The sequence below is a fragment of the Embleya sp. NBC_00896 genome, assembly GCF_045207785.1.
Taxonomy (GTDB): Bacteria; Actinomycetota; Actinomycetes; order Streptomycetales; family Streptomycetaceae; genus Embleya.
This window is the reverse complement of sequence record NZ_CP108777.1, coordinates 548,296-575,079: the sequence shown is the minus strand read 5'-3', so window position 1 is coordinate 575,079 and position 26,784 is coordinate 548,296. Positions and strand designations below refer to the sequence as shown.

Sequence of the window (26,784 nt, the reverse complement as noted above, 5' to 3'; positions counted from 1 at the left end):
CCGCGCAGGACCCAGCCGTCCGCCTCCCGCCCATCGGCAGACTCAAGACTCAATGGGCCCGAACTTGCATGCGTGGGTCGATGGGTGTGAGGACTCCGAGTCGGTCCTCGATCGCCTGGGCCGCGGTCAGGCACAGGTCTTCGCGGAACGCGCGCCCGACGATCTGCACTCCGGAGGGGAGTCCGTCGACCACTCCGGTCGGCACGGCCACGCCGGGCACGCCCACGAAGCTGGTCACGGTGCACAGGCGCATGCCCGATCCGACCCGGTCCCGCCCCGCCCTGTCGCGCGACTCCAGCCCCGGCTCGACCGGTGGCTCGGTGAACGAGGGGCCGAGCAACAGCGGGTACTCGTCGAGGAATTCGGCCCATGAGCGGCGGATGTTCATCCAGGTGCCCATCAGTTTCATGAACTCGTCCGCGCTCGCGGGCGGGGTCCGCTCCATCGCCATCTCGATATAGCGGTCCCCGCCCTTGCCCAACAGTTTGCGTACCGCGGGCCAGGTCGGGGCGAACTCGGTCACGGTGATTCGGCCGTACGCCTCCAGGGCCTCCTCCAGGCGTGGTACGTCCTGTACCTCGCGTACGTCGTATCCGGCGTCGCGGAGCGCGTCGGCCGCGGTCGTGACGGCGCCGCGAACCGTGGGGTGGACACCGTGCCCGCCGGGATCCGCCACGACCGCGACCTTCACGGGCGTGGGGAGCGGTGCGCCGAACAGGGGCACCGCTACGGCCCGTGGGTCTCGCGGATCGGTCCCGGCCAGCACCCGGTAGGCCAGCAGAAGGTCGCCCACGCACCGGGCCAGCGGGCCGTCGGTGACCAGCATCTGGGACGCCGGGCCGGGGTCGTCGGGGCCGAGAATGCGGTGGTCCGCGGGGAATCGGCCCGTGGACGGCTTCAGCCCGGCCACGCCGCAGAACTGGGCCGGGACGCGCACCGATCCACCCGAGTCGTTGCCGAGTCCGAGCGCTGCCATGCCCGTGGCGACGGCCACCGCGTCGCCCCCGCTGGTGCCGCCCGGGGTCCGGTCGCTGTCCCACGGGTTGACCGTGTCGCCGAAGAGTTCGCTGCGCGTGTGCATCCCCGCGAGGATCAGGGTCGGTATGTTGCTGTGCCCGATGGGGATGGCCCCGGCGGCGCGCAGCCGTGCCACCGGGGGCGCGTCGGACGGCGCGACCAGATCGCGGAAGCGCTCCGTGCCGAACGTGGTCGGCACGCCTTCGACGGCGGTGCTCTCCTTCACGGTGAAGGGCACGCCCGCGAGCGGCCCCAGCGTCTCACCGGCGGCCCGGCGACGGTCCGTTCGTGCCGCGGCCTCGCGTGCGCGCTCCGCCAGGAGCTGCGTGACCGCGTTCACCTGCGGGTTGACCTCGGCGATGCGATCCAGGTGACTGTCGACCAGTTCGACGGCCGAGACGTCCGCTCTGCGCACCGCCTCCCCTTGCGCGGCGGCCGACATCTTCCACAGGGCGTCTTGCATGGCCCTTCCTTCCCTCCACGTTCCGATGCGCTTGCATCGGAACCGTACACTGGAACCGATGCGAGCGCATCGAATAAGGCGCGCCGCGCAACACGGTGCTGTGCGATGCGATGGGGAGGGACCGGGCATGCCCAAGCAGGTGGATCATGTGAGCCGACGCCGCCTCATCGCCGAGGCCGTGTGCCGGCTCGCCGACGAACGCGGGTTGGAGGGCGTGACCCTTCGCGACGTCGCCGCCCGCGCGGAGGTGTCCATGGGCGCCGTTCAGCGGTGCTTCCGGGTCAAGGAAGAGATGCTCGTCTTCGCTCTCGGGCACATCAGCGAGCGGATCAACGAGCGAGTGCGGGCCCGCCTCGTCAGGAGTCCGGCGCAGTCGGCCGCCACCGCCCTGGGCCACGCCGTCACCGAGCTCGCACTGCTTCGGGAAGAGCACGCCGCCGAGGCCAGGGTCTGGCTCGCCTTCGTCGCGCAAGCGGCCGTCAGCCCGACTCTCTCCGCGATGCTGAAGGCGAACTACGCGGCCCTCCAGGAGGCGTTCGCCCGCCTCATCGCCGAAGCCGGCGAGGGCGCCGAGATCGCCGAGGGCGCCCTGCCGCTCGATCCGCAACGCGAGGCCCGCACCCTCATCGCCCTCGCGGACGGCCTCACCACGCAGGTCCTCATCGGCCACCTCGCCCGGCAGGAGGCACTGGACGTCCTCCACGCGCACCTGGCCGGCCTCTGGGAGCGGTCCGGCCCGGGCCCGGCGGACCCCGCGACCTCGGGAATACGCGGCACCCGATCGCGACTTGGCCCCTGATATGACCGCCACACCATTCAACCCACGCACGCTGCTCGCGGAGAGTCGACTCGGTGTCCTCGCAACGATCAAGTCGGACGGCCGCCCGCAGCTTTCCCCCGTCATGCCCTTCTACGACCAGGAGTCCGGTGTCCTCTACGTTTCGATGACCGAGGGACGCGCCAAGACGGCGAACCTGCGTCGAGACCCACGAGCCGCGCTGGAGGTCACCAGCCCCGACGGCTGGGCGTGGGCCACCGCCGAGGGCACGGCGACACTCACCGGGCCGGGAACCGCCATCGACGGTCCCGAGGTCCAGGCACTGGTGGACTACTACCGCCTCGCCGCCGGGGAACACCCGGACTGGGACGAGTACCGGTCGGTGATGGTGTCCGACCGCAGGGTGCTCATGACGATGACGGTCGAGCACGTGTACGGCGCCAAGCTCCGCTGACAGCGCGACGAGCGAAGGCCGACAGTCTCCTTCGAGCCGTCTCCGGGACCGCGTTCCGCGGTCCCGGAGACAGAACTCGGCCACCCGGCCGGCGCCGAACAGGCAGCGGGTAGCATCGTCGCCATGAAGACGATCCACCGAAAGGCCGATGCCGCGTAAGCGGCCCGGCGCGATCCGCGCCGCACGACGATTCGATGAACGTCGCGCACCCCAGTGGGCCCGCGAACTCGGCCCGATCGACCGGCTCTCTCCCGATGCGAGCGCGGCAATTCACCTCGTGGAACACGGCGTTCGCGGCGGTTACGACATTCGGCCGGGCAACACCGCGCAATTCCTGCGGGGCTACCGGCGGTTCCTGGAACGACCCGGCTCACGGCTGCGCCTGGTCGCATCCTCGTGCCCTTCCTGCCCGGCCTGCCAGTACGACGACGTGGCGGAAGTCAGAGACGCCTTGCAGTCCGTCCTGTGCCTGCTGCCACCCCGCCCGCGCGCGGAGCTGCGACAACTGCTCTCCGGCCTCGACACCGAGTTCCGCCGTCGCACACTGCCCGACCTCGACCCGGACCGCCGGACGGACCGGAGCGGAGACCCGCACCCCTGGTGGCACAGGCGACTGTACGAGGGCGGGTAGAGGTTCGGATACCTGCGTATCCTTCCCGCTGCGCCCGAGGGGTGGCGGCGCGCCGGGAACACGATCGATCGCGGCCGGCGGCGTTTCGCCGCGCGTTGCGGCGTCCGCAGGCTATGGGCGTCTGCGGGCCCGAAGGACGGCGTCGCGCATTCCGTGGTTCACAGGCCGTGGCGACGGTCGCCCGCCACCAGTTCGGCCACGCGCGCTTCGTTCTCGGCCGAGAACGGGTCCCGGTGGGCGGCGACCGCCCGGCGGGTCTCCTCGGCGATCAGGTCCGCGTTGATCCGGGCCGCCGCCATGGCGCCCGCCGCCGCGGCGGCACCGACCTGGGCGACCAGATCGGTGACGTTGCCGGCGACCCACACCCCGGGTACGTCGGTACGGCCGTCCGCGTCGGCGGGGATGTACTCACCGGCCCCGGAGGGATGTTCCACCGGTCGCAGTCCGAGCGCCGCCAGGAAGCCGGCGCGCGCCACCATCCGCGGCGCGACCACCAGCACCTCGCGGCCGACCACCGTGCCGTCGCTCAGCCGTAGTCCCGCGAGGCGGTCCTCGGCGATCTCCAGGGACGCCACCTCGCCCTCCACCACACGGATGCCGCGGGCTGCCAACTGCTCCGCCTCCTCGCCGGTCGGCGCGGGCATGGTGTGGGAGAAGAGCGTGACGTCGTCGCTCCACTGCCTGAACAGCAGCGCCTGGTGCACCGACATCGGCCCGCAGGCCAGCACACCGATGGCCCCGTCGCGGACCTCCCAGCCGTGGCAGTACGGGCAATGCACCACGTCCCGCCCCCACCGCGCCCGCAGCCCCGGCACGTCCGGCAGCTCGTCGACCAGCCCGGTGGTCACCAGCAGCCGACGTGCCCGGACCGACCCGCCGTCGGCCAGTGCCACCTCGAAGCCGTCGCCGTCCCGGGCCACGCCCTCGACCTCGCCGGACACCACGTGACCGCCATAGCCGCGGACCTCCGCCCGGCCGCGCTCCAGCAACTCGCTCGGCGCCATCCCCTCCCGGGCCAACAGCCCGTGCACGCCCGCCGCCGGGGCGTTGCGCGGGGCACCGGCGTCGATCGCCACCACCGACCGCCGCGCCCGCGCAAGCATCAGCGCACCGCTCAATCCCGCGGCGCCACCGCCGACCACCACCACGTCATAGCTGTTCCTCAGCCGATCGGTCATCGTGACCACCTCCACGACGACCATGCCCATCCACCGGCGAATGCGGCAAGCGTGCTTGCCGGTATGGCAAGCTGGGGGCATGGACGACGACCTCGACCAAACACTCACCGCGGTCGGACCCCGGCTGCGCGCGCTGCGCCGGCAGCGAGAGATCACGCTGGCCGAGCTGTCCGCGGCGACCGGCATCTCGGTGAGCACCCTGTCCCGGCTGGAGTCCGGCGACCGCCGGCCGAACCTCGAACTCCTGCTCCCCCTGGCCAGAGCCCACGGGGTCACCCTCGACGAACTCGTCGGCGCCCCACCCACCGGAGACCCACGCATCCACCTGCGCCCGGTCACCCACCACGGCATGACCATGGTGCCGCTGACCCGCCGAGCGGGCGGCATCCAGGCGTACAAGCTGGTGATCCCGGCCGCCGACCGCCGACGGGAACCCGATCCGAAGACCCACGAGGGCTACGAATGGCTCTATGTCCTCAACGGGCGGCTGCGGCTCGTCCTCGGTGAACAGGATCTGGTGCTCACGGCGGGCGAAGCGGCCGAGTTCGACACCCGCGTTCCCCACTGGTTCGGCGCCGCGAACGCCGAACCCGTCGAGTTCCTCAGCCTGTTCGGCGCGCAGGGCGAACGTGCCCACCTGCGTGCCCGCCCCAAGGCGAACACCTCGACGACTCGACCGGCGTCTGCCGACGAATGATCCGGCTCGACCGACGACGGTCGTGACGGGTTCGGCGAACTGCCGGGTCCGGAACGCGATGCGGCTTCGACGCGTCGAAATGTCGTGGGTTCCGCCGGGAGCCGACCCGCACAGCGGCACGAGAACCGGAGAACATCCATGCGCTTTCCCCGACGATCGACGGAACTCGGTCCCAGGAGCGGCGGGCGGGCGATCGCCCGGCGCGCCCGCGAACTGGCCGACGCGGGCAAGGAGCGCTCCGCGCTGGTCCGCGCGTTCACCGCGTACGAGTTGCTCAGCGAAGACTGTCCCACGCCCACGCCGTTCGCCACCGCGGACGCCTTCGTCGACTGCTCCTCGGCGTTCACCACCTTCGGCAACCACGGGATGGCCTTCCGCTGCCTGACCGGCGCCATCGAGGAAGTGGGCCGGGTGCGCGAGGACGAGCCCGAGAACGGGCTCGCGCACGCCCGTTTCGGCGTGCTCGGCTACGCCGCCTACACGTCGGGCCTGGCCGGCGGCCTGGCGCCGGCCGCGCTCGTGGACGTCCTCGAGTTCACCGTCAAGGCGCTGACGACCGGCTTGGAACTGGGCTTCGCCGAGCCCGAGACCCTCGTCGAGGCGGTGAAGGCACTGGCGGACAGCTACGAGGAGACCGGCCGTCTCGGCGACGCCGCGGCCGTCAGGCGAGTGGCCGAAGGCATGGCCGAATTGGGCTGAGTCCGACGTGCCGGGGCCGGGGTCTCCGAGGTCAGCCGACGTCCAGGAGGCCCTGTCGGTGCAGCCAGTCGGCGACGGCGCGGGCACGTTCGGTCGGCAGGTGTCGGCTCCACTCGCGGACGACGTCCGCCAGGCAGCCCTGTTCCGGGGCCGCCAGGAAGTCGAGCAGCGGGGCGAGTTCGACGCCGCCCACGTACACCGCCGGGCGGGGCAGGTCGGGGTGGGACAGCGCGCGGCGCGTTTCCACCCGATCGCCCACCACGCACGGGGTGTCCACCATCGAGGCGCGCGCGGTCAGCCGGACCCGGCGGGGCAGGAGTTCGGCCAGGTCGTCGGCGGTCCGGCGAGCGGGGATCGGGGCGGGAGGGCGCGAACGGCGTTGCCAGAAGGGGCGGTCGCGATGGGTGTGGTGCTCGTGGTAGTGGTTGGCCGCCCACGTCGCGTGCCGATCCACGGCCCGCTGTTGGTTGTCGCGGTAGAAGGCGAGCGCGGCGGCGCGGTCGCCGTGCGCCGACAACAGGGTGTGCACCGTGACGGCACCGGCCATCGCGGTCTGCAACGCCGTGTCCACGCCGGAGGAGGACAGCGGATCGATCGCGAAGGCGGCCTCGCCGAGCTTGATGGCGTCCTCGGCGACCGGCAGGGGGTCGGCGTAGCTGCCGGCATCGCACACCGACACCGCACTCACCAGGCGGGCACCGCTCACATCCGCCAACAGGGCCGAGTCGGCCAGGAGTTCGCGGTAGAAGCGCTCCAGGCCGGCCCTGCGCACCGCGTGTCGGCGGAGCAGGTCCGGATCGGTGAAGGCCATCGCGCGAAACGTGCCGTCCGGCAGCGGCGCGCCCCAGAACCAGCCGTCCCGCCCCGCCTCCACGCGCGAGTGCGCGTCGGCGCGCGGCGACCCGTGCCACGTGGCGTGCAGGGCCAGGGTCCGGGCGCCGGTGAGCACCTTGCGCCCACCCGAGGCCGAGGCCCGGCCGCTCGCGTCGACCACGAATCGGGCCCGGACGCATCCGGCGCGGCGTCCCGGCAGGCCCGCGTCGGTGAGCGGGACAGCCCACCCCGAAGCGGTCCGCCGGGGTCGGCCCGCCCTGGCCGGTTGGAGCACGCTCGCGCCGGCGGCCCGCGCCGCGTCCAGGAGCAGGTGGTCGAATCGCCCCCGGTCCACGGTGAGTCCGGGCGCGTCGGGCCGCAGGTGGACCCGGTTAACCCGATCGTCGACCCAGCGCACCCGGGCCTCGGTGGGATGCAGGAAGCCCGCCGCCGCGACGACGCCGCGCAACCCCAGGGCGTCGAGCAGCGGCCACACGGCGGGGGTGAGCGCCTCGCCCACGTGCGGGCGCGGGAAGGGATTGCGTTCGACGACGAGCACGTCGTGGCCGAGTTCGGCCAGCCGCATGGCGCAGACCGCGCCCGCCGGCCCACCCCCGACGACGCAGACCTCGGTGTCGAGGGTGTCGCCGTTCACGTGCGGCCCCTGGCGGCCGGTACCGCGCCGAACCAGTCCGGTCGCTCGGCGAGCAGTCGACCGTAGGCGCCCAGGCAGTAGTGCAGCCAGCCGCGGATGTAGTCGCAGGCCGGCCGGCCGCGCTCGATCACCTCGTGATGGCAGCCGCCGCCGCACATGTAGCGCGCCCAGCACCCCTGACACGGTTGCTGCCGGTGCACGTGCCGGTCGGACAGCCATTGCAGGCGGCGCTTGGGGTCGATGCCGCGGCCGAGGTCGCCCATCGCGCCGTTGTCGTCGCCAACGAAGCGGTGGCACGCGGCGAGTTCGCCGTCGGCGGAGACGCCCAGGTAGCCCGCGCCCGCGCCGCACGGGTAGGGCCGGTGGGTGCCCTTGTGGATCTCGCGCAGCGAGTTGACGAGGTTGGTGAACGGGTAGCGCCGGCCGGCGACGACGCGGCGTTCGAACTCCTCCCCGCACGCGACCATCCGCTCCAGCATCACCTCCAGGTCGGCGGCGGCCATCTCGCCTTTGCCGGTGGGGGAGTTCAGCAGCGGCGAGAAGCCGACACCGTGGAACCCCAGGTCGACGAAGGCGTCCAGGGTGGCCTTGAGGTCGAGATTGCTCGGCGTCACCGTCACCCGCGCGGACACCTGCATCGCGCGCTGCGCGGCGAGCAGCGGCGTCACGTTGGCCAACACCTTCGCGAAACTGCCCCGCCCGCTCTGGTACGGCCGCAGCAGGTCGTGCGCCTCCTGTTCGCCGTCGAGGCTGACCGTCACCGCGAAGCCGTGCTGCTCGAAGAACTCCGCGTCGTCGGCCGTGACCATCGTGCCGTTGGTGGTGATGGAGAAGGTGACCGGCACGCCCCCGCGGGCCGACAACGCGACGGCCCGCTCGGTGGCGGCATGTATGACGGGCCGGTTCATCAGCGGCTCGCCGCCCAGGAAGGACAGGTTCACCCGCTCGCCGGGCCCGGCGTCGCGAAAGAGTAGGTCCACCGCGGCCAGGGCGGTGTCCGTGGGCATGTTCTTGGAGAGGCCGCCGAAACTGCCCTGCTGCGCGTAGCAGTAGGTGCAGCCGAGGTTGCACTTTTGCGCCACGGCCAGCGACAGCGCCCGTACCGGCGGCGCCTCCAGCGGCGTGTCGTCGACGAACTGCGGTGCGGCCAACCCGAGTTCGCCCAGCAGGCGGGGCAGCACGGCCGGATCGGGGTCGAGCCGCGCCCGGTCCAGCCGGTGGTGCGTCTCCGGGCCCACGGTGAACATCCGGTTCCCGTTGACCAGCAGGACGTGCCGTCCGGCCGAGGTCTCCAGGAGATGGACGTCGGGGTGCACGGGCGCGGACAGCTCGAACAGCCGGTGCGCCCGGCCGGTCGGGGCGCAGCCGGCCAGGGACTCGCTCATGTGGGGGCCTCCGCCGGTGCCCGGTGTCACCGGGGCTCGTAGTCGTTGCCGCCGACGATGAAGCGCAGGCTCGCCTGCCAGTCGCGGAACAGGTCGGTGTACGAGAGCAGTCGGCTGTCCTCGCGGTCGTCCAGGACGTATTCCTTCGGCTCGCGGCGCACGGCGAACCAGTGGTTGCCCACGCTGGTGCCCCGACTGTCCTCCTCGACGTTGACGTAGTCGGGTCGGCTGGCGGCCCAGTAGTAGCACGCGCATTCGCGGTAGTCGTTCTGCCAGGGCGAGCACAGGCCCCAGGTCAACTCGCCCGGCTCCACCATGGATTCCTCGATCACCGGGAGCATCTCCCGGGTCTCGGGGTGCACGGCGAACAGCGACCGGACCTTCAGGAGCACGGTCTTGAGCTTGGCGACCTCGTCGGGATCGGTGGGAATGCCCACCGGGTTCGGGGCCTTGTTCGCGCTGAACACGCACTCGACGGGCGTGCCGGCGTACTTGTCCAGCGCGTCGGCCAGGGAGTTGGACCACTCCAGCATCGTCACGCCGTCCGGATTGGCGCCGGTCGTCAGCAGGGTGGGCTTCGCGCCCGGCCGCTGCGGCCCGGTCAGGGACACCACCACCGGCGCGCCGGCCACCTTCAACAGTCGGTGGCCGATCAACTCCTGGTGCTCGGCGTCCGCGCCCGTGACGTAGTTGTCCGCCTCGTGCAGTTCGATCCCCTCGAACAGGCGGCGCCAGAGGTTGCGGATGTCGAATTCGAGCCCCGGGGCGGAATTGGAACTGGCCGAATCCGGCAGCGTGCTGGGCGGGTTGCCCGCCGCGCTGTAGCGCAACTGGGCGGAGAGGTTCATCGGGTCGATGTACTCCGAGCCGGTGCTCATTCCTGCTCCTGGTGCTGCGCGTGGGTGTCGGCCTCGGCGGTCCCGGCGTCGGCGTGGGTGTCGGCCTCGGTGGTCCCGGCGTCGCCGTCGGTGGGCGGGGGTTCGTCGGCGGCGAAGATGTCCCGTTGCGCGATCTGGCGCAGGAGGGCCACCTGACGGCGGGTCAGGGCCAGCGCCCTGCCGTCCGCTCCGCGCATGAGCGCGGGCATCTTCCGGCGTCCCTTGGCCGAGAGATCGCCGATCTCGTCGTGGTCGCGCAGGACGTCCGCGAACCACGGCGCGGTCCCGCTGCGCAGTGCGGTCAGCACGTTCTGGTGCAGGTGCAACAGCGCGGTGCGATCCACCAGGGACGGCGCCATGATCGGCTCGAACAGCCGGCCGGTGTCGGCGGTGTCCTGACGCACCATCGTGCTCGCCGCGTCGATCCGGCCGTCCGTCGTGTTCCCGTTCATCACGGCCGTGTTCATCAGGCGCACCGACTCGGCGGCCCGGCGGACGATCTCCTCCGCCGTCTCCAGGGTCGCCTCGCCGGGCCCGGGCCTGGGGCCGAACATGGCCTGCTCGAGTTCGTCGGCAACGGTGCGAATCGGGAAGCTGTCGGGTGCGTACGCCGGAGGTCCCGCGCCGATGCGGGCGTAGGTCGACAGGTGGCGATCGGGCGTGATCAGCTCCACGTACACCAGGCCGTCGCACTCGTCGTCGAGGTAGCCGAGGCTGACCCAACTGCCGTCCGGGGCGGGCTTGCCCGCGTAGATCTCGGCGGGGACGGTCAGTCGCGGGCCGGGCCGGTCGACGTGGCCCTGCCAGCTGCCCGCGCGGGCGTCGTAGAGGATCTCCCGGATGTTCTCGTCCGGCCGGGTCGGGGTCAGGGTCTCGCCCGACCCGTAGACGTGGCCGCCCGCCGGGGTGAAGCGCAAGCGGATCCCGGGGTGGTGCACGTTCGGCCGGATGTACTGCACCCGGCCCAGCGGCAGCAGCTTGCCCGGCCAGAAGTGTTCGCATTCGCCGTCGAGGGAGACGGGTTCGTGGTGGGCGATGATGCCGGTGTCGGCCTCGATCCGGTCCTTCGCGTCCCCGGTGCGCCGATAGATCTTGTGGTTGGCCACCTGGACCCGCCAGCGCACGTTCGCGGGGGCGAGGTCGCCGTTTTGGCTCAGCAGCGCGGGGGTCAGCGGCTCCAGGCCGTTGTCGGTGAGCGCCCACACCTCCAGGAAGGGCGCGACCGGGCGCACGCTGCCGTTCTCGGTGAAGCGCAGGGTGTCCGGCGTGCCGGCGTCGACGAGCTCATGGGTCGCCGGGTCGACCGCGAGGGTCGGCGCGGGCCGCAACGTCCTTGGTGCGAGCGGGCGTTGCGGATCGATCGAGATCGTGTAGTTGTCCATCGGCGAGGCGGCGGCACCCAGGCGCCCGATGGCGAGCGGCGGCAGGATGCGCAGTTCTCGGATCTCCATGCTCACTCCCGGTTGGTCGACAGGATGCCCTGGATCAGGTCGAGCGCCAGCTCGTCGGTCTGCTCCAGCGCCACGAGGTACGGGTCTTCGGGGGCGGCGCCGCTGTGCCGCAGTTGGGCCACGAGCAGTTGCGACGCCTCCACGAGGTCGCGCTGTAGCAGCCATCGGTCGTACTCGTGGACCGGGAGGTCCAGCGTGTACGGCATCTCGAACGGCGGTCCGGCGTGCTCGCCGTTCGTGCCGTTCGTGCCGTCCGTGCCGTCTTCGGTCAGCGGGAGGGCGACCAGCTTTCCGGCGACGGCTCGCAGGTTGTACATCTCGGCGAAGGCGCGGTGGATGAGCGTGCCGCGGGCGGTGAGGGTGGTGCCGTCGTCGAGGGGACCCGTCAGCCGGAAGGCGTGCGCCAGGTCGACCAGGAGCATGCGGTAGCGCAGGTTGAACAGGTGGCCCCACAGCGCCGCCACCGGATGTGTGATGACGTTCGTTCGAGTTCCCGTCATCGCCGCGGTGTCGGGCTCGTCTTGGTCGAGCTGCATGCCGGTTCGGGGATTGTCCGCCACCGGGCGCACCGCCTGCGACGGGTCCCCGCCGGTGAGTTCCTTCATCTCCCGGTAGACGGACAGGAAGCGCTCGAAGTGGGAGGTCTCCTGCGACTCGGGGAACATCGAGAAGGAGCCGAACGGCCCGACCCCGAACGCCTCGCCCTGCTCGCCGATGTCGTGCAGGGCCTTGCGGGCCGAGTCGCGGGAGAATACGCCGAGGATGAGCAGTTTCGGCGACCTGACGTCCGGTACGTTGCCCGAGTCCTGGCCGCGCTCGCCGCGGGTGTAGCCGCGGCCCCACTCGTCCCAGGACGCCTGGTACGGCAGGGTCCGCTCCTGGAACGCGGTGTCGGGGATCCGGTCCCGGTCGGCCAGGATCGCGTCCAGGCGTCGGTAGAGCGCGCCGACCCGGTTCACCGGCGTGCCGTCGCCGGACTGGGTGGCCAACTCCCTGATCTCGTCGGCCTCGTCGCCCGACCAGTCGGCCGGACTCTCCGCGCAGATATAGGTGGCCAGCGAGCCCAGGCCGAGACGTCGGAGGGTGAGCGGGAAGGGATAGAACGCCGAACCCCACGGATAGTCCTCGCGGTCGAGGTTCAGGGGCGCGCCGAGAGCCGTCAGCAGGTTCTGCACGGTGACGAGATGGCCCATCTCCTCCTTCGCGATGCCCAGGATGATCTCCTGCCATCGCCGCACCGGCTCGCGCAGTTCGGTGGGGACGTTCGGTCCGCCGAGCGAATACGCCGCGAACAGATACTGGACCATGAGCGAGTGCTCGATCTCGGCCGCCGTGTGCAGCAGCATGACGGTGTAGTCGCGCCAGTTGAACTCGGGCGGCAGGACGGGCCGGCCGGCCGCCGCGGCCGCATCGCCCGACGGTTCGGCGGACAACTCCTCGGGCAGCCCACCGGCCACCGAAAGGGCGGCCGCGGCGGGTGGTTGCGCCGTGAACAGCTCCGGCAGCACGGAACCCAGATGCCTGTTGACCCTCGACCCCACGGGCTTCCCCCAGCTCTCGATCGGCCTGCCACGAAAAGGGCCGGCCCCGTCACGGACCGCGCACCCTCGGGCACTCAGCGTCCCATCGTCGACCGAGCCGACAACCACCCATTCGGTCGCAGATCACCCGAACGGCCCATCCCCGATCACTCGTTGGCGCCCGGAGCGAAGCAGACGTTCGAAAGGACCCAATGGCAAACCCCCTTCCGCAGCCGGCAGACCGAACCACACCCGCGACAGGGGGAGTTGCGCCATCACTCCAAAAGAGCCGGCGTGCCGGCCTTCGTGTCGCCATCGGCGCGGGCCCGCTCATCGTCTCGCTCGAACTGCTCGCTGCCGACGGCCGGCCCCGTCACAGCCGAGGATCTCGTACTGCCGGGCGACCGGTGGCGGGTGTGCAATACATAGGTAGGCGCGCAACCGCCCCACAGCGCCCTTCTATGCTCCAACGCATGAGTGACTCCCCCGTGTTGTACATCGTCGCGGGCGCGGCGCCGCCCGTTCTTGGCATCGCCACGCTCCTCGCCGAGGTGCGGGACCGCGGATGGGATCCCTGCCTGACCCTCACCCCGGCGGCAGCCAGCTGGCTGGAGAACGGCCTCGACGCCCTCGCCGTCGTGGCCGGTCGGACCCCGCGCACCCGCGACCGCCGACCGGGCGAGGACCGGCCCTTCCCCACGCCCGATGCACTCCTCGCGTGTCCGCTCACGTTCAACACGCTCAACAAGTGGACGCTGGGCATCTCCGACAACGTCGCCCTGGGCACCCTCGCCGAGGCCCTCGGGGCGGGCCTCCCGACCGTGGCCGTGCCATGGTTCAAGGAGACTCTCGCCGCCCACCCGGCATACCCCGGCAGCATCGAGACGCTGCACGCCCGCGGAGTCTCGATCCACCTGGGCCCCGACGGCCGGCCGCACAGCGGTGACGACCCGATGGACTGGGCCACCATCGCGAGTGCGCTCCCACGCATCGGGTGAAGCCGGCCGTCCCACCGCGATGTGGTTACGTCCGCCGTGCGCTTTGGGCGGTCCACGCGATCAGCTCGCCCGTGGACCGGCTGTGGGTGGACGCTCCGTCGAAGAACTGCACCTCGCCCGTCTCGAGGTCGACAGCCGTGACGAGGCCCTTCGCCCGGTACTTGCCGCCGGCGGTCTCGACGCGGTCGCCGATCCGCCAGACGGGCGGCGGGGTGGATGCGGGCATGACGTCCTCCAGGACGTGAGTGTCGGAGCGTGGTCGTGGAGCCTCGCCCGGCCGCGCCGGTGTAATGGCGTCCGGGCGAGGTGTCGGTCCGGCGGCGTTCACTACCTCGCCGCCGGACCGGGGTGCCGCCCGCGGATCGATCGCGGGCTGCGGCAGGGGACGCTTCAGCCGCCCGAGTTCGACGAACGCATCGTCGGACGCATCGTGTTCGTCGTCCGCGCCAACTCGACCTGGAGTTGATGCACCAGGAACCTCGTCTGGTCGCGGTCGAGGTCGTACATCGGACGCTCACCATCACGACCGACATCGAACGTCACGCGGATCGGGCGAGCCAGGTTCTGGGAGGCGCCCACGTCGACCCGCAGGGGATTCTCGCTGCTCACTGAACTCTCCCTCGTTCTCGCTGGTCTGTCCTCACAGACTCGCGCCCCGGCCGAGCATCCCGACAGGTGTGAGAACCGGCCGTGCATGTGCCCGATTCACACGGGGTGTGAACCGCGAATCGTTAGGCTCGACGACAAGGGCTTGACTTGCGACACCAAGGGGACCCATGAGCCTGAACCACCTGCTTGCCGCCGCACTCGACGACGCCGGCATGTCCCGTGCCGGGCTCGCGCAACGCGTCGACTACCTCGGCGCCCGCGCCGGCCTGGCTCTGCACTACGACCACACGTCCGTCGGCAGGTGGCTGAAAGGGCAACGCCCGCGGGCCCGTGTCATCGAGCTGGTGTGTGCCGTCCTCAGCGAACGACTCGGCCGCGACATCACACCCCCCGACATCGGCCTCGACACGCGCACCGACGGATCCTCCGGAACGACGCTGCCGGTGTTCGTCGAGCGCGCCCCCGCCCTATGGGCATCGGACCACCGGCAGTCGACCACAGCACAGGAGACGCCCGCCGTCACCGGCATGGCCGCCATCGCACCGGTATGGGAGTGGGAGAACCCGCCCCACGACCTCGACGTCTCCCACCGCGGACCCGCCCGCGTCGGCGCAGAGGACCTGGAGATGCTGCGCGGCGCCCGCGGCCACTACGTGCGCATGTACCAGCAGGTCGGCGGGCTCGCCGCCCGGCCGCGCGTCATCCGGTTCCTCGCTGAGAATGTCACCCCCGCCGTCCGCGGCAGCTACCCCGACCGCGTCGGCCGCGAGCTGTTCCGCGCGGCCGGAGGCCTCGTCGCGGTGGCTGGCATCTGCTCCTACGACTCCGACCAACAGGGCCTCGCCCAACGCTACTTCCACCAAGCCCTTCGCATGGCGAAGGCGTCCGGCGACCACGCGTTCGGCGGGTACGTCGTCGCCCTGCTCGTCAACCAGGCCATGTACCTGAAGGACTACCGGCAGGCCATCGCCTTCGCCGAAGCGGGCCTTCGCACGGCCGGCCCCTACCTCTCACCGGCCCTGGCCGCAGACCTGTTCGCGATGCAGGCCAAGGCATTCGCGCGCATGCGACACCCCACCGCAGCCCGCGACAGCCTCGGTCGCGCCGAGGAGGCGTACGGGCGGATCCGGCGCGCCGACGAACCCCCCGAAACCAACTACGTCCAGCCCGGCCTCGTCGAAGCCCAGGCCGCCGAAGCCCTGTTGAGCCTTGGCGACCACCGTCCTGCGCTCCGATTCGCCGAGGAAGCGGTCGACGCGCAGACCCACGCCCGCGGCGTGGTCCACCGCCTCGCCACGCTGACGTCGGTCGCGGTGGCCTGCCATGACCTCGACCAAGCCGTGGCATCGGCGTCGGCCACCCTGGATGCAGCCCAGGGCATGGAGTCCCGGCGCCTCACCGATCGCCTCAAGGGCATGCATCGCAAGCTCGCACCCCACACCGGTGTGCCTGCGGTGCGCGAGGTGGCCGAGAGGGTCGAAACTGTCCTGGCGATGCCCTACTGACGGGCACCATCCGGCCCGCGAGGAGACGCATATGCAGTGGATCAAGCACAGCGAGACCGACGTGTACTCCAACGAGTGGTTCACGATCCGCCTCGCCGACGTCGAACTCCCCGACAGCCGCCACCTCGACCACTACCTGATCCGACAGCGGCCTGTAGCCCTCGCCACGATCGTCGACGACCAGGACCGCGTCCTCCTGCTCTGGCGGCACCGCTTCATCACCGACACCTGGGGCTGGGAACTCGCCGCCGGTGTCGTCGAGGTCGAGGCAGGCGAGACCGTCGAGGATGCGGCGGCGCGCGAAATGCTCGAGGAGACCGGCTGGCGCCCGGGTCCACTGCGACACCTGCTCAGCGTCGAGCCCTCCAACGGGCTCTCCGACGCGGTGCACCACGTCTACTGGTCGGACCGCGGCGAGCACCTCGGCGAGCCCGAGGACGCGTTCGAGTCGGACCGGGTCGAGTGGGTGCCGCTGAAGGAGGTGCCGGACATGATCGCGCGCGGCGAGGTGCGATCCGCGAACGCCGTGTCCGCGCTCCTCATGCTGCACCGGCTCCGGGGGTTGTGACCGCCGCGGGGATGTGGGAGACGGCAGATGGCGTCGGACGGATGCCGGGGCACGCCCGGACGACGGTCACCGAGGACGCCTCGGCGCCGACCCCGCCAAGGTCGTGCTCGCCGACCCGGCCCGGCTGGACGGCTCACTCCCACCGCGTGGGGACTTCGCCGCCGTCGTGCGTGCGGTCGCCAGTAATCCGAGGGGTGATTCGGGTGTGGCCGGGTCAGACGGTTGTTTGTGGGCCGGCGCCCGCCTTCGTCGTCCACGAGCCACCACGTCCCGTCCAAGCACCGCACCGACATCCTCGGCCGGGTCCTGGGGCCGGCGGGCCCTCCAGCCGACCGTGTACGCCTGCGCCGGGTGATCCTCGAACCACCCGTCGCACGGCGCGGGCTCAAGCCTTCGGCGGTGGCTTGGGTTGTGGGTGGGGCAAGCGCATGGCGTAGTTCGGGTCGCGGCTGTCGTGTACGCCGTGGCCGGTGGCTCCCGCCAGGGCGATCAGTGCGAGCGCTCCCAGCCAGAGCAAGGTCACCCACACGAGTCGGCCCACCGATCGCGCGCGGCGGCTCGTACCGCGGTGGCGCCGTCGAGCGACCGGATCGCGACGGCCTTGGCGAACGTGTAGTGGAAGGTTCCGCCGTCGTCGGCCGTGCGGTGCAGGTCGGCGATGCCCCGGTCCCAGTCGCTCGCGATGGTGAGGCCGGCGGCGAGCGCGCCTTCCCGAGCGGATTCGACCATGGCGATGAACGTGTTGCGGGTGAAGCTCTCGGCCAGTGCGGGTCGGGTCCGGTCGGTGTAGACCGTCCGGGGGCGGACCATCACGTCGGCGTAGCCGGCGGCCGTCAACAGGGGCTGTAGTTGTCGACCGATCAGCGTGTTCCCGCCGGCGGCGGACCGCAACCGGACATGGTGGTCGATCGCCGCGCGGGCGTAGGCGCTGTCGGGGTGGAAGTACGCCGACCCGTGGTCCCGTTCGATCACGGTGATCGTGCCCCCCGGCCGCAACACGCGCCGCAGGCAGGCCAACGCCCGCCCGGGGTCGGTCAGCTCCTCCAGCACGAAGCACACCAAGATGTGGTCGAACTCCTCGTAGTCGAAGGGGAGTTCGTGCAGGTCGGCGCGATACCACCGCACCCTCGCCGTGGGGGCGTGGGCGGCCACGCGGGCGCGGGCTTGTGCGAGTGACTCGTCCGCGATGTCGACCGCGACGATGTGCGCCCCCGGATTGGCCGTGACCAGATGGACCGTCTGTGCGCCGGCCCCGCAGCCGACCTCCAGGACCCGGCTGCCCGCGGGGTACGCGGTGCCGGCGTGCAGCCGCGCCGCCAACGGGTCCGCCTGGTCGTCGGGCCGGCGGGCCTGGTGCTCCGAGTAGCCGTGTGCGTAGTCGACGGCCGTCACCGCCCGGCCGCGCTTTCGGCGCCCGGGCGGAGGGAGGGAAGGGTCGCGGGACAGGTCGGGGAGGGGATTGAGAGAGAGGTTTCGGTGGTGCTCATACGTCGACTCTCTCGGCACAATGGCCTCATGAACAGGTCCAATGCCGGCGCTTTCGACAGGTCCATAACGTCCGGGGCCGACTTCCTTCAGCTGAGCGTCGAGGACGCGCCGGTACGCGGGCTGTCCGACTGGCTGGCCGGGCAGCTGCGGCTCGCGATCTCGGACGGCCGGCTGCCGATCGGGAGCAGACTGCCCGCCACCCGGGTCCTGGCCGGTGAGCTCCGCGTGTCTCGCGGCGTCGTCACCGAGGCGTACCAGCGCCTGATCGAGGACGGGCACGTCGCCGGCCGCGGACGTGCGGGAACGGTCGTCGTCGCCCCGATACCGGTGACGGCAGCGCTGCCCACGGCGGCGGCCACGCCGATCGCGGCACCCCCGACCGACCCCACCGACGCCACTGGTCCCACCGACCCCACCGGTCCCGCGACGGCCGACGCCCTGTTCACCGCCCCCGGCGCGGACGTGTTCGACGCGATGCGCGCGATCCCGGCGCGGATCGACCTGTCCCCGGGCATGCCCGACCTGGGCGCGTTCCCGCGTACCGCGTGGCTGCGCGCCGAACGCTCGGTGCTCGGCGCTCTTTCCGCGGCCGACTTCGGCTACGGCGATCCACGCGGAACACCCGCGCTGCGGCTGGCCGTCGCGAACTGGCTGGCCCGCAACCGCGGGATCCGGGCGGACCCGGAGGACGTGATCGTCGTGGCCGGCGTCGCGCAGGCGCTGGGACTGATCGCGCAGGTCCTCCGAGACGGCGGGATCACCGAGATGGCGGTGGAGGACCCCGGCTCGCTCGGCGCCCGCCAACACCTGCGCCATTGGCGGCTGGACACCCCGCCGATCCCGGTCGACGCCGAGGGCATCCGCGTCGACGAGCTGCGCGCCCAAGGCGCCCCGGCCGTGCTGCTGACCCCGGCGCACCAGTTCCCGACCGGGGTCGTACTCGCAGGCGAACGGCGCCGCGACCTGATGCGGTGGGTCCGGGTGGGTGGACTGATCGTCGAGGACGACTACGACGCCGAACACCGCTACGACCGGCCTCCCGTGCCCGCCCTGCGGTCGATGCTCACGGAGGGGATCTGCTACGCCGGAAGCGTCTCCAAGCTGCTCGCGCCCGCGCTGCGACTGGGCTGGATGCTGGCGCCGCCGAAGTACCGGGACGCCCTCGTCGAGGCCAAGCGGTTCACCGACCTCGGCAACGCCGCTCTGCCCCAGCTGGTGCTGGCCCGACTGATGGAATCGGGCGACCTGGAACGCCAGTTGCGCTTCCTGCGCGGACGCCACCGGCGCCGCCGGGACGCGATGATCGCCGCGATCGGCGCCCACCTGCCCGGAGCGGTCGTGCACGGCGCCGCGGCGGGCCTGCACGTGATGGTCACGTTCGAGGCGGCCGGGTTCGCCTCCGGTGGGTTCGCCTCCGCCGGGTTCGCCTCCGGCCGGTTCACCGACGCCGACCTCGCCGCAGAGGCGCTCGCGCGGGGGGTGAAGGTGCAGCCGCTGTCGTGGCACGGTCAGCGCCCGGGCCCGCCGGGGCTGGTCCTGGGCTACGCCGCGAACACGCCGACGGTCACCGCCGAAGGAATCGCGATCCTCGGCGACATCCTGCGCCCCCGCCACCGATCCTGAGGGCCGACCACGCACAGTTCCTGCTACACACCTGTGGGTGACGATATCGCGTCGGCGGGCGGGCGGCCGGGCCTGGTCGTCGGGGGTGGACGATCATGACGTTTGTCGGTCGATCATCAGGGCAGCGATCGATCATGAGACTGCTGAGGCTGCCGGGGACATATCGTCCCCAGGCCGATACCAGGCTCTTGGCGACCGCGTTCGTGGAGCAGGGTCTGCACGGCGCGGGCCGGGTACTCGACGTCGGCACCGGAACCGGCGCTGTGGCGCTCGCCGCGGCCGCGTCCGGGAACTGCGAGGTGACCGCCGTGGACGTCTCGCGCCAGGCCGTGTGGACGGCCAGGGTCAACAGCGCGTGGCGGCGGCGTCGGGTGGCGGTGCTGTGCGGTGACCTCTTGGACCCGGTGGTCGGTCGAACGTTCGACGTGGTCCTCGCGAACCCGCCCTACGTGCCGGCACCCGAGGAGAACATGCCCCCGCGTGGGAGTTCCCGGGCGTGGGACGCCGGCACGGACGGCAGGTTCGTCCTCGATCGACTGTGCGCACAGATCCCCGGGTTCCTGAACGCCGGCGGATCGCTTCTGGTCGTGCACTCCGTGTTGTGCGGGGTGGGCGCGACGTTGGGGCTGCTCGAATCCGTCGGCCTGCACGCGCAGGTCGTTGCCCGCAGGCGAACGCCCTTCGGTCCGGTGCTGCGCGAGCGAGCCGCCTTCCTGGAGGAGCGCGGCCTGGTGGCGCCGGGCTGTCGCGAAGAGGAGTTGGTGGTCATCCGTGGCGACGCGCAACGGTGAACCCCGACGGGTCGAGGTCGTCCCGGGCGGACCGGTCCTGATCGAGGGACCGGTGGAGGTCGAACTCGCCGACGGGAGCACGGCGTGTTCCGACCGCTCGGTCGTGGCGCTGTGTACCTGCCGCCGAACCCGACGTCCGCCCTGGTGCGACACCAGCCACCGCGCCCACCGGGAACCGTCCGTGGTGCCCGCCGGCACCACCCGGTGACGGAGGAGGAGCCATGACCGAGCCGGACCTGCCCAACGGACGCGGTCCGCTGTCCGAGGCCGTGCTCACCGCCCTGCGCCACCCGCCCGGGGTCGGCCTCGAGATCGCCGCCCCGTCGGCCGATGCGGACGCGTTCGGCGAGGATCTCCAGCTCGCCCTGTACGTCTGCTACGAACTGCACTACCGGGGGTTCGCGCAGGTGGACCCCGGCTGGGAATGGGACCCGGACCTGCTGCGTCTGCGCGCCGAACTGGAGGCCGTGTTCCTACGCGGCCTGCGCGCCGAGGTGGACACCGACTGCGACGTGGACGCCGCCCTCGCGCCGTTGCTGGTCGAGCCGCTCGACGGGACGGGCGTGTCGCATCACCTGCTGGAGCGTGGCGATCTGGACCAGTTCCGGGAGTACGTCGTGCACCGTTCGCTCTACCACCTCAAGGAGGCCGACCCGCAGGCATGGCTCCTGCCGCGGCTGACCGGCCGGGCCAAGGCGGGGATGGTCGCGGTGGAGTTCGACGAGTACGGGGGCGGCCGGGCCGAGCGCATGCACGCGCACCTGTTCGCGGACCTCATGCGCGGCCTGGGACTGGACCCGACCTACGGCCACTACCTCGACCGGGTGCCGGCACCCATGCTCGCCGTGGTCGACCTGATGTCCCTGTTCGGCCTGCATCGACAGCACCGGGCCATGGCCGTGGGGCAGTTCGCGGCCATCGAGATCGGCTCGTCGCCGAACTCGGCCCGCCTGGCGAGGGCCCTGGAACGCCTGGAGGTGCGGGACCCGGCCTGCGCCTTCTTCTACACCGAACACGTCGAAGCGGACGCGGTCCACGAGCAACTCGTACGTCGGGACGTGCTGGGCGCGATGACGCGCGAGGAGCCGTCCCTGGAGCGCGACGTGGTCTTCGGGATTCGCGCCGGCGAACTCGTCGAGGACCGCCTCGCCGCGCACCTGCTGACCGCCTGGGAGGCCGGCCGCAGCTCGTTGCCGGCAGGGCCGAGCGGGCATGCTTCGGCCGCACCCGTCGGGCCGTGAGGCGGCGGCGACTCGCGGTCGGCAGGGTGGGGTCAGCGCCCTCGTTCCGCCGACGCGTCGGCGTCGACATCGACGCCGGTGTCGTTCTTGTCGCCTTCGGCGTCGTTCGTGGCGGCGCCGGCGTCGGGCAGGTCGAGGGCGTCCGCGACGGCCCGGCCCAGGTCGGCCGGGTGTCGTACCACCGTGCCGGAGGTGACGTGGTAGGCGTTGCGGCGCCCGATCCGGGTCCGGGTCAGGTAACCGGCGTCCTCCAGGTCGGTGAGGATGCCTTGGACGGCGCGCTCGGTGAGCAGGCAGGTGGCGGCGATGTCGCGCACCCGTACCTCCGGGTCGCGGGCGATCGCCGCGAGCACGCGCGCGTGGTTGGTGAAGAACGTCCATGAGGGACGGGCGGCGTCCGATTCACTCATGCCCCCATCGTAGGCTCAGTCATTCCGGCAACAAAACAACTGAATTATGCTTCCTGAATTACTTGACGTATGTTCGACGGCGATCGATCCTGAGAGCAGTAGCAACCCGGTCGATGCAGGTAGATGGAGCCCCCGTCCCACCCGGTACTTGAGGGAGTCGGACATGTCTCGACGACCGCGTCCCCGGCTCGAGCGCCGCGGCAACGCGCCACCGCACGCGCCGCCGCCGCGGCCGGAACGCCGCCGTCGCCTTCCGATCGTGCGGCGGCCCTACCTGCGGCTGCGAGCAGCCGTCGACGGCGATGTGGCCAGGCTCCAGGTCTGTGGGGAGATCGACCTGGACACCGCGCCGCGCTTGCGCCGCGCCCTGGACGAGGTGTTCGACAGCGGTGCGGGGCGCGTACACGTGGACATGGACCGGGTGACGTTCTGCGACAGCACCGCCGTGCACGCCCTGCTGTACGCGCGCACCCGAGCCCTGGTGCACGGCACCTCGCTCGGCCTCGCGCCGGGCGATTGGGTCCGCCGCGTCCTCGAAATCACCGGGACCGCGGACCTGTTCACCCTGGGCCCGCATTCGGAGCCACGCGACCGGGTCGGCGACGCGGCCGTCGAGGATCCGGACGACGACGGCCCCGCGGAGGCGATCCCGTGACCACCCCGACCCGCGTGGGCGCGGGCGTTGCGCCCCTCGACGGCCACCGCGGGCTCCTAGGCGCAGCACTCAGAAGCCGAACACCTGGGTCCAGGTCCAGTCCTTGGTGACCACGCCCAGGCCCATCTTGGTCAGGGAGCAGTTGAGGATGTTGTCGCGGTGGCCCTGCGAGTTCATCCAGGAGTTCATCACCTGCTCGGGGGAGGACTGGCCGCGGGCGATGTTCTCGGCGCCGGGCGTGGTGAAGCCCTGGGCGCGGACCCTGTCGACGAAGGTTCGGCCATCCTGGCTGGTGTGGGAGAAGTAGCCGTTGGCCGACATGTCCTCGCTGTGCAGCTGGGCGGCGCGGGTGAGGCGGGAGTCGAGGGTCAGCGCGCCGCACCCGGCCTTGGCCCGCTCGGCGTTGGTGATCGCCAGGACCTTCTCGGCCGGGGTGCCCGCGGGAATGGCCGTGGTCGTGGGCCGACGCGTGGTCGGCGGCTGCTTCGACGGGGTCGGAGCCGGCTTGGTGGTGGTCGGCGCCGGAGGGGACTTCGAGGGCGACGCGCCGACTGACGCGCCGGCGCTCGGCGAGGCGGACTCGGTGCGCGGGGGAGAGGGGGACGCCGAGCCCGTGGGCGAGGCGAAGACGGCGGGTGTCGAAGGCGTCGCGGACTCCGATTCGGTGGCGGAGGCCGTCCACACCGGGTCCCGTTCCTCGTCCGGTGACAGGATGGCGATTCCGGCGACCGTGCCTCCCGCGACGAGGAGGGCGAGGACGGCCAGGGCGGTCGTACGGCGCCGCCTCCGTATTCGGCGGCGCCGACCGTCGTGCAGCCGGCCACCGCCCGCCATGTCGAAGGCGGCCGTCTCCCCGGGCGCTCCGGCGCCCCCGAGCGCGGCGGCCCCCGCGAGACCCCGCAGCGCCTCGGCCACCGGTACCAGGGCCAGGCCCGCCAGCAGCCGCTCGGCGGGCACCAGGCCCGCTCCCAGACCCGAACAGACCGTGCAGTCCCGCGCGTGCCGCGCGACCCGCTTGCGCCACAGCGCCGACGGGACGCCGTCCCAGGCCGCGATCACATCGTCCAGCAACACACAACGCGGCACCGCGGCCAGCGCCCGCACCACCACCCGGGCGGTCTCCAGCTGCGCCTTCATCCGCTGCACCCGCACCGCGGTGTGTTGCGGCGACAGCTCCAGCGCGGCGGCCATCTCCGCCCGCTCCAACTCGCCCGCCGCCTCCAGCCACCACATCGCCAGCAGCGCGCGATCGTCGGCGTCCAGCCAGCGGGTGGCCTCGGCCACCTCCCGCCGCTGACCCTCCAGACCCAGCCGCACGATCGTCAGGTCCACGAAGTCCGAACCCGGGTCGGCCACGTCGTACGCGTCCTGCAGACCGGAACCGGCCGGCACCGCACCGCGCGTCTGCCAGTGGCCGCGTATCTGGTTCATCGTGATGGCCACCAACCAGGACCGGAAACTTTCCGGGTCACCCAGGGACCCCAGACCGCCGAGCGCGCGGATCATGGTCTCCTGCACCACGTCGTCGACGTCGGCGTGCCTGTTCAGCGCCCGGCCCACGATGTTGTACACGAGCGGCAGATACGCGGCGACGAGCTCGTCCTGCGCCCGCTGGTCGCCCCGACGTGCCGCCTCGACCACCGCACTGTCGTGTTTCCCGCTCGCGCCCAAGTCCGTGCACTCTCCTTCTGGGTCCTCGCCTGTCCCGTCCATAGGGGGAGACTGTTCGGCGGGGGGTGCGATAACAGAAAAGTGCGCCGCAAATGTTGCCCGCCGCACCCGCCGCACTCGCGCCGCACTCGCGCACCCGCCGCCCGCGATGTGCCGCCACGGTACGCCGCCGGTCGACGAGTCCGACGACCCCGACGAGTCCGACGAGGTGTTGCGATGAGTTTCGGGCACGGTCGGAGTCCGTAGATCCGTACGCTGTCGCATACCGGGAAGGTCGAAGCCATGACCGAGATCGCCGATCGCTACCGCAGGCGCGCGGACGCGTTCGAACGCAAGATCGCCGCCGTGCGACCCGAGCAATGGTCGAACCCCTCGCCCTGCGAGGCGTGGAATGCTCGGGACGTCGTCGACCACATCGTCGCCATGCACGGCTACATGCTGCGGCCCCTCGACCGCGAGCCCGGCCCGGCCGCGTCGGTGGGCGAGGACCCCCTGGCCGCCTTCCGAGCGGTTCGGGCCGACGTGCAGGCCGTTCTCGACGATCCCGACCTCGCCGGAGCCGAATGCGACACCCCGCTCGGCCGTATGACGGTCGAGCGGCAGATCGACGAGGTCGTCGGTGACGACCTCGTCCTTCACGGGTGGGACCTCGCCAGGGCCACCGGACAGGACGACACGATGGACCCTGAGGACGTCACGCGCCTGTGGTCCACGACCGCCGCGATCCCGGCCGACCTGATGGAGAAGTATCGAACGCCCGGCGCGTTCGGCCCGGGCGTGGAGGTGTTCGGGCCCGAGGTGAAGGTCCCTGTGGACGCCCCTCTCCAAGACCGTCTGCTCGGTCTGATCGGGCGCGCGCCCCGCTGAGCGCGGGTCGTCCGCGCGGCCGCGCGGGGCATCGTGCTTGGCGGCGAGGCCGTATTCGTGGGCGAGTTGCCGTGGTCGGGCGATGTGCCGCCATCCTTCGGTGGCCCGCGCTACGCTCCACCCGTCGTACGGATGAGCGGGGGGACCGTGGAGCGTGGCGTCGTTGGGCGAACACCGGTGTCGCGGGCGGTGCTTGGAGTCCCATGGGTTCTCGCGGCCCTGGCGGCCGTGTCGTGTTCGGTGTCGGAGGGGGCCATGTTCGACGGTCCGGTGCACGACGCCACGCGGGGCTACCTGCACGCGGTCGCCGACGGTGGTTCCACCGCCGCGTTCCACGGTGCCTGCGGCGGTGCGCGCGTCGCGGACGCCCGGCAGGTGTTGAGCGGTGAGGGTGCCGGATTCGGGTTCTCGCTGGTCAGTTCCACCCAGACCGACGATTCGGCCACCGTGAACGTCAAGGTCACCGGGGCGGACGGTACTCCCTCTCCCTATTCCGTCGATCTGCGCCGGGAGAACGGCAAATGGTTCGTCTGCGACGTGGGCACGGGCAACATCGCGATCGACGTCAACTTCTGATTCTGAGTCAACTTCTGAGCCGACTTCCGAGTCGGCCTCCGCGGCGACTTCCGACCACCGTCGACACCGCCGCTCGCGCAAGCGGGCGACGAAGCCCCACCGCGCCTCGCGGGTGCCCGGGTGCCGGCCCCGTTCTGCCGGGATCCGGCGGTCGTGGCTTCCTGCTCGCCTGGGCCGGGTCGTGAATCACGGGTCGGCGTCGTTCGGCGCTTGATGTGTCGGCGGTCCGCCCCCTCCGAGTCAACGGGTGGCGCGGCGGCAGTGGAAGATTCCCCAGCTCATGCGGCCGCTTCGGCAGGCGTTCACCCACAGGGGCAGGTTCTCCTGGAGGCTCTCCAGGTAGGCGGGGCTGATGACGTCGCGGAGCTCCGCCGCGCGTCGCGCCGTCTCCTCGGTGAGGCGCAGGTAGTGGGTGAGCAGTTGATCGCTGCGGTCGTCGAAGTCGACGTGGGTCAGGCCGAGTTCGGTGATCCGGCGCCGGTAGAAGGTCGGTGTGGCGAACTCCTCCACCCCGAGGCGGGCCAGGACATCGTGCACTGCGTCGGCGGGGGTGTCGTCGGCCGTCATCAGATCGGTGAAGACCAGGTCCCCCTCGGGGTCGAGGACGCGGACGGCCTCGCCCAGGAGTTCCTTCCGGTCGCCGCTGTGGCAGAAGGCCTCTTGTGACCACACGACGTCGAAGTGCCCGGCGGGGTAGGGGATGTCCTGGAAGGATCCGGTGACGACTTCGATGAGCGCATCCAGGCCGCGCTCGGCATTGGTCCTTCGGTGCCGCTCGTTCTGCGTCTCGCTGATGCGCCGGGAGGCGACCGCGACCGGCTCGTGCGCGTGGGCATACACGCCGGTGTGGATGTCCTCACCGCCCCATACCGCGTCGTAGAAGCCGTCGACGTCGCTCGTGCCGTAGTAGCGCCGCGCCGCCTCGGTCGCCCGCTCCGCGCTCTCGTGACTCATCGTCGCCGCCCTCGCTCGTGGTCCCGACCCGTCTCCCCGGGTGTGCCGAATGCGACGTTAGTCGGACTTGCCGGGCGTCGACCAGTCGGTTGCGCGAACTCCGCGGCGTCGCGGCGGCGGGTGATAGCAGGTGATAGCGGGTGATGTACGGGGCCGCGCCCGGCCGCGCCCTCCGACACTCGTGGTCCAAGTCGCACCGCGCGCCAGGC

The 26,784-nt window shown here is 71.7% G+C and carries 28 protein-coding genes; 15 read left to right on the top strand and 13 right to left on the bottom strand.

The genetic code is table 11. From position 1 onward, the window contains the following. Positions 1–49 precede the first annotated feature (49 nt). The gene (locus OG928_RS35825; protein ID WP_331766167.1) at positions 50–1,480 is read right to left on the bottom strand and encodes an amidase; all 1,431 of its coding nucleotides are present in this window, start codon (positions 1,478–1,480) and stop codon (positions 50–52) included. Positions 1,481–1,607: 127 nt separating this feature from the next. Here OG928_RS35825 and OG928_RS35820 point away from each other — a divergent pair, with 127 nt between their 5' ends. From OG928_RS35820 to OG928_RS35810, 3 genes are all read left to right on the top strand, one after another. Next, positions 1,608–2,279, top strand: coding sequence for a TetR family transcriptional regulator C-terminal domain-containing protein (locus OG928_RS35820; protein ID WP_331766166.1), 672 nt, complete (start codon positions 1,608–1,610; stop codon positions 2,277–2,279). Position 2,280: 1 nt separating this feature from the next. Then, positions 2,281–2,712 (top strand): PPOX class F420-dependent oxidoreductase, encoded by a 432-nt coding sequence (locus tag OG928_RS35815; protein ID WP_331766165.1) that lies wholly within the window; start codon positions 2,281–2,283, stop codon positions 2,710–2,712. 277 nt (positions 2,713–2,989) lie between these two features. After that, positions 2,990–3,343 carry a hypothetical protein gene (locus OG928_RS35810; RefSeq protein ID WP_406291532.1) on the top strand — a complete coding sequence of 118 codons (354 nt, stop codon included), beginning with the start codon at positions 2,990–2,992 and terminating at the stop codon, positions 3,341–3,343. Between the two features lie 158 nt (positions 3,344–3,501). Here OG928_RS35810 and OG928_RS35805 read toward each other — a convergent pair whose 3' ends face one another. Beyond that, entirely contained in the window at positions 3,502–4,521 is a 1,020-nt protein-coding gene (locus OG928_RS35805; protein ID WP_331766163.1) for an NAD(P)/FAD-dependent oxidoreductase, read from the bottom strand. A gap of 79 nt (positions 4,522–4,600) precedes the next feature. Between OG928_RS35805 and OG928_RS35800 the strand changes: the two genes are divergently transcribed. Together OG928_RS35800 and OG928_RS35795 are read left to right on the top strand one after the other, a co-directional pair. After that, positions 4,601–5,218, top strand: coding sequence for an XRE family transcriptional regulator (locus OG928_RS35800; RefSeq protein ID WP_331766162.1), 618 nt, complete (start codon positions 4,601–4,603; stop codon positions 5,216–5,218). 138 nt (positions 5,219–5,356) lie between these two features. Further along, the gene (locus OG928_RS35795; RefSeq protein ID WP_331766161.1) at positions 5,357–5,917 is read left to right on the top strand and encodes a hypothetical protein; all 561 of its coding nucleotides are present in this window, start codon (positions 5,357–5,359) and stop codon (positions 5,915–5,917) included. 31 nt (positions 5,918–5,948) lie between these two features. On the opposite strand, the gene OG928_RS35790 is transcribed toward OG928_RS35795, so the two are convergent. The 5 genes from OG928_RS35790 to OG928_RS35770 are packed head-to-tail and all read right to left on the bottom strand — an operon-like array spanning position 5,949 to position 12,640. Beyond that, positions 5,949–7,385, bottom strand: a complete 1,437-nt coding sequence (locus OG928_RS35790; protein ID WP_331766160.1) for an NAD(P)/FAD-dependent oxidoreductase — start codon at positions 7,383–7,385, stop codon at positions 5,949–5,951. Next, entirely contained in the window at positions 7,382–8,770 is a 1,389-nt protein-coding gene (locus OG928_RS35785) for a radical SAM/SPASM domain-containing protein (RefSeq protein ID WP_331766159.1), read from the bottom strand. The genes OG928_RS35790 and OG928_RS35785 overlap by 4 nt, the downstream gene beginning before the upstream one ends. Before the next feature lie 26 nt (positions 8,771–8,796). Next, a complete protein-coding gene (locus OG928_RS35780) occupies positions 8,797–9,648 on the bottom strand; it encodes a hypothetical protein (protein WP_331766158.1) in 852 nt (283 codons plus the stop codon). Then, positions 9,645–11,099: a hypothetical protein gene (locus tag OG928_RS35775; protein WP_331766157.1), complete on the bottom strand. Its 1,455-nt coding sequence runs from the start codon at positions 11,097–11,099 to the stop codon at positions 9,645–9,647. Before OG928_RS35775 ends, OG928_RS35780 begins: the two co-directional genes overlap by 4 nt. Positions 11,100–11,101: 2 nt before the next feature. After that, positions 11,102–12,640: a ferritin-like domain-containing protein gene (locus OG928_RS35770; protein ID WP_331766156.1), complete on the bottom strand. Its 1,539-nt coding sequence runs from the start codon at positions 12,638–12,640 to the stop codon at positions 11,102–11,104. 452 nt (positions 12,641–13,092) lie between these two features. On the opposite strand from OG928_RS35770, the gene OG928_RS35765 reads away from it, so the two are divergent. Continuing rightward, positions 13,093–13,617 carry a flavoprotein gene (locus OG928_RS35765; protein ID WP_331766155.1) on the top strand — a complete coding sequence of 175 codons (525 nt, stop codon included), beginning with the start codon at positions 13,093–13,095 and terminating at the stop codon, positions 13,615–13,617. A 25-nt stretch (positions 13,618–13,642) separates the two neighbouring features. Here the strand turns inward: OG928_RS35765 and OG928_RS35760 are convergent, their stop codons facing one another. Together OG928_RS35760 and OG928_RS35755 are read right to left on the bottom strand one after the other, a co-directional pair. Continuing rightward, complete coding sequence (locus tag OG928_RS35760; RefSeq protein WP_331766154.1) at positions 13,643–13,843, bottom strand: hypothetical protein; 201 nt, start codon at positions 13,841–13,843, stop codon at positions 13,643–13,645. A 164-nt stretch (positions 13,844–14,007) separates the two neighbouring features. Next, positions 14,008–14,226 carry a hypothetical protein gene (locus tag OG928_RS35755; protein ID WP_331766153.1) on the bottom strand — a complete coding sequence of 73 codons (219 nt, stop codon included), beginning with the start codon at positions 14,224–14,226 and terminating at the stop codon, positions 14,008–14,010. Between the two features lie 167 nt (positions 14,227–14,393). Here OG928_RS35755 and OG928_RS35750 point away from each other — a divergent pair, with 167 nt between their 5' ends. Together OG928_RS35750 and OG928_RS35745 are read left to right on the top strand one after the other, a co-directional pair. Next, complete coding sequence (locus OG928_RS35750) at positions 14,394–15,731, top strand: transcriptional regulator (RefSeq protein WP_331766152.1); 1,338 nt, start codon at positions 14,394–14,396, stop codon at positions 15,729–15,731. A 31-nt stretch (positions 15,732–15,762) separates the two neighbouring features. Continuing rightward, positions 15,763–16,299, top strand: coding sequence for an NUDIX hydrolase (locus OG928_RS35745; RefSeq protein WP_331766151.1), 537 nt, complete (start codon positions 15,763–15,765; stop codon positions 16,297–16,299). Between the two features lie 519 nt (positions 16,300–16,818). On the opposite strand, the gene OG928_RS35740 is transcribed toward OG928_RS35745, so the two are convergent. Then, entirely contained in the window at positions 16,819–17,691 is an 873-nt protein-coding gene (locus OG928_RS35740) for a methyltransferase domain-containing protein (protein ID WP_331766150.1), read from the bottom strand. A gap of 123 nt (positions 17,692–17,814) precedes the next feature. On the opposite strand from OG928_RS35740, the gene OG928_RS35735 reads away from it, so the two are divergent. From OG928_RS35735 to OG928_RS35720, 4 genes are all read left to right on the top strand, one after another. Further along, entirely contained in the window at positions 17,815–19,410 is a 1,596-nt protein-coding gene (locus tag OG928_RS35735) for a PLP-dependent aminotransferase family protein (RefSeq protein WP_331766149.1), read from the top strand. A 134-nt stretch (positions 19,411–19,544) separates the two neighbouring features. Then, entirely contained in the window at positions 19,545–20,201 is a 657-nt protein-coding gene (locus OG928_RS35730; protein ID WP_331766148.1) for a HemK2/MTQ2 family protein methyltransferase, read from the top strand. Beyond that, positions 20,182–20,409 (top strand): CDGSH iron-sulfur domain-containing protein, encoded by a 228-nt coding sequence (locus OG928_RS35725; RefSeq protein WP_331766147.1) that lies wholly within the window; start codon positions 20,182–20,184, stop codon positions 20,407–20,409. The genes OG928_RS35730 and OG928_RS35725 overlap by 20 nt, the downstream gene beginning before the upstream one ends. A gap of 13 nt (positions 20,410–20,422) precedes the next feature. Then, complete coding sequence (locus OG928_RS35720) at positions 20,423–21,442, top strand: iron-containing redox enzyme family protein (protein WP_331766146.1); 1,020 nt, start codon at positions 20,423–20,425, stop codon at positions 21,440–21,442. A gap of 32 nt (positions 21,443–21,474) precedes the next feature. Here OG928_RS35720 and OG928_RS35715 read toward each other — a convergent pair whose 3' ends face one another. Beyond that, the gene (locus tag OG928_RS35715; protein ID WP_331766145.1) at positions 21,475–21,852 is read right to left on the bottom strand and encodes a helix-turn-helix domain-containing protein; all 378 of its coding nucleotides are present in this window, start codon (positions 21,850–21,852) and stop codon (positions 21,475–21,477) included. 163 nt (positions 21,853–22,015) lie between these two features. Here OG928_RS35715 and OG928_RS35710 point away from each other — a divergent pair, with 163 nt between their 5' ends. After that, on the top strand, positions 22,016–22,507 hold the full coding sequence (locus OG928_RS35710) for an STAS domain-containing protein (RefSeq protein ID WP_331766144.1): 492 nt from the start codon (positions 22,016–22,018) through the stop codon (positions 22,505–22,507). Positions 22,508–22,576: 69 nt separating this feature from the next. On the opposite strand, the gene OG928_RS35705 is transcribed toward OG928_RS35710, so the two are convergent. Then, positions 22,577–24,220, bottom strand: a complete 1,644-nt coding sequence (locus OG928_RS35705; protein ID WP_331766143.1) for a sigma-70 family RNA polymerase sigma factor — start codon at positions 24,218–24,220, stop codon at positions 22,577–22,579. 240 nt (positions 24,221–24,460) lie between these two features. Here OG928_RS35705 and OG928_RS35700 point away from each other — a divergent pair, with 240 nt between their 5' ends. Next, on the top strand, positions 24,461–25,045 hold the full coding sequence (locus OG928_RS35700; protein WP_331766142.1) for a TIGR03086 family metal-binding protein: 585 nt from the start codon (positions 24,461–24,463) through the stop codon (positions 25,043–25,045). A 255-nt stretch (positions 25,046–25,300) separates the two neighbouring features. Further along, a complete protein-coding gene (locus OG928_RS35695) occupies positions 25,301–25,621 on the top strand; it encodes a hypothetical protein (RefSeq protein ID WP_331766141.1) in 321 nt (106 codons plus the stop codon). A gap of 240 nt (positions 25,622–25,861) precedes the next feature. Here OG928_RS35695 and OG928_RS35690 read toward each other — a convergent pair whose 3' ends face one another. After that, on the bottom strand, positions 25,862–26,575 hold the full coding sequence (locus OG928_RS35690) for a methyltransferase domain-containing protein (RefSeq protein WP_331766140.1): 714 nt from the start codon (positions 26,573–26,575) through the stop codon (positions 25,862–25,864). Positions 26,576–26,784 lie beyond the last annotated feature (209 nt).

Excerpts from the sequence above, each read along its gene's own strand:
- OG928_RS35825 (WP_331766167.1), bottom strand. The coding sequence starts at position 1,480 with ATGCAAGACGCCCTGTGGAAGATGTCGGCCGCCGCGCAAGGGGAGGCG.
- OG928_RS35820 (WP_331766166.1), top strand. The coding sequence starts at position 1,608 with ATGCCCAAGCAGGTGGATCATGTGAGCCGACGCCGCCTCATCGCCGAG.
- OG928_RS35815 (WP_331766165.1), top strand. The coding sequence starts at position 2,281 with ATGACCGCCACACCATTCAACCCACGCACGCTGCTCGCGGAGAGTCGA.
- OG928_RS35805 (WP_331766163.1), bottom strand. The coding sequence starts at position 4,521 with ATGACCGATCGGCTGAGGAACAGCTATGACGTGGTGGTGGTCGGCGGT.
- OG928_RS35800 (WP_331766162.1), top strand. The coding sequence starts at position 4,601 with ATGGACGACGACCTCGACCAAACACTCACCGCGGTCGGACCCCGGCTG.
- OG928_RS35795 (WP_331766161.1), top strand. The coding sequence starts at position 5,357 with ATGCGCTTTCCCCGACGATCGACGGAACTCGGTCCCAGGAGCGGCGGG.
- OG928_RS35785 (WP_331766159.1), bottom strand. The coding sequence starts at position 8,770 with ATGAGCGAGTCCCTGGCCGGCTGCGCCCCGACCGGCCGGGCGCACCGG.
- OG928_RS35780 (WP_331766158.1), bottom strand. The coding sequence starts at position 9,648 with ATGAGCACCGGCTCGGAGTACATCGACCCGATGAACCTCTCCGCCCAG.
- OG928_RS35775 (WP_331766157.1), bottom strand. The coding sequence starts at position 11,099 with ATGGAGATCCGAGAACTGCGCATCCTGCCGCCGCTCGCCATCGGGCGC.
- OG928_RS35765 (WP_331766155.1), top strand. The coding sequence starts at position 13,093 with ATGAGTGACTCCCCCGTGTTGTACATCGTCGCGGGCGCGGCGCCGCCC.
- OG928_RS35760 (WP_331766154.1), bottom strand. The coding sequence starts at position 13,843 with ATGCCCGCATCCACCCCGCCGCCCGTCTGGCGGATCGGCGACCGCGTC.
- OG928_RS35750 (WP_331766152.1), top strand. The coding sequence starts at position 14,394 with ATGAGCCTGAACCACCTGCTTGCCGCCGCACTCGACGACGCCGGCATG.
- OG928_RS35745 (WP_331766151.1), top strand. The coding sequence starts at position 15,763 with ATGCAGTGGATCAAGCACAGCGAGACCGACGTGTACTCCAACGAGTGG.
- OG928_RS35735 (WP_331766149.1), top strand. The coding sequence starts at position 17,815 with ATGAACAGGTCCAATGCCGGCGCTTTCGACAGGTCCATAACGTCCGGG.
- OG928_RS35730 (WP_331766148.1), top strand. The coding sequence starts at position 19,545 with ATGAGACTGCTGAGGCTGCCGGGGACATATCGTCCCCAGGCCGATACC.
- OG928_RS35720 (WP_331766146.1), top strand. The coding sequence starts at position 20,423 with ATGACCGAGCCGGACCTGCCCAACGGACGCGGTCCGCTGTCCGAGGCC.
- OG928_RS35715 (WP_331766145.1), bottom strand. The coding sequence starts at position 21,852 with ATGAGTGAATCGGACGCCGCCCGTCCCTCATGGACGTTCTTCACCAAC.
- OG928_RS35710 (WP_331766144.1), top strand. The coding sequence starts at position 22,016 with ATGTCTCGACGACCGCGTCCCCGGCTCGAGCGCCGCGGCAACGCGCCA.
- OG928_RS35705 (WP_331766143.1), bottom strand. The coding sequence starts at position 24,220 with ATGGACGGGACAGGCGAGGACCCAGAAGGAGAGTGCACGGACTTGGGC.
- OG928_RS35700 (WP_331766142.1), top strand. The coding sequence starts at position 24,461 with ATGACCGAGATCGCCGATCGCTACCGCAGGCGCGCGGACGCGTTCGAA.
- OG928_RS35695 (WP_331766141.1), top strand. The coding sequence starts at position 25,301 with ATGTTCGACGGTCCGGTGCACGACGCCACGCGGGGCTACCTGCACGCG.
- OG928_RS35690 (WP_331766140.1), bottom strand. The coding sequence starts at position 26,575 with ATGAGTCACGAGAGCGCGGAGCGGGCGACCGAGGCGGCGCGGCGCTAC.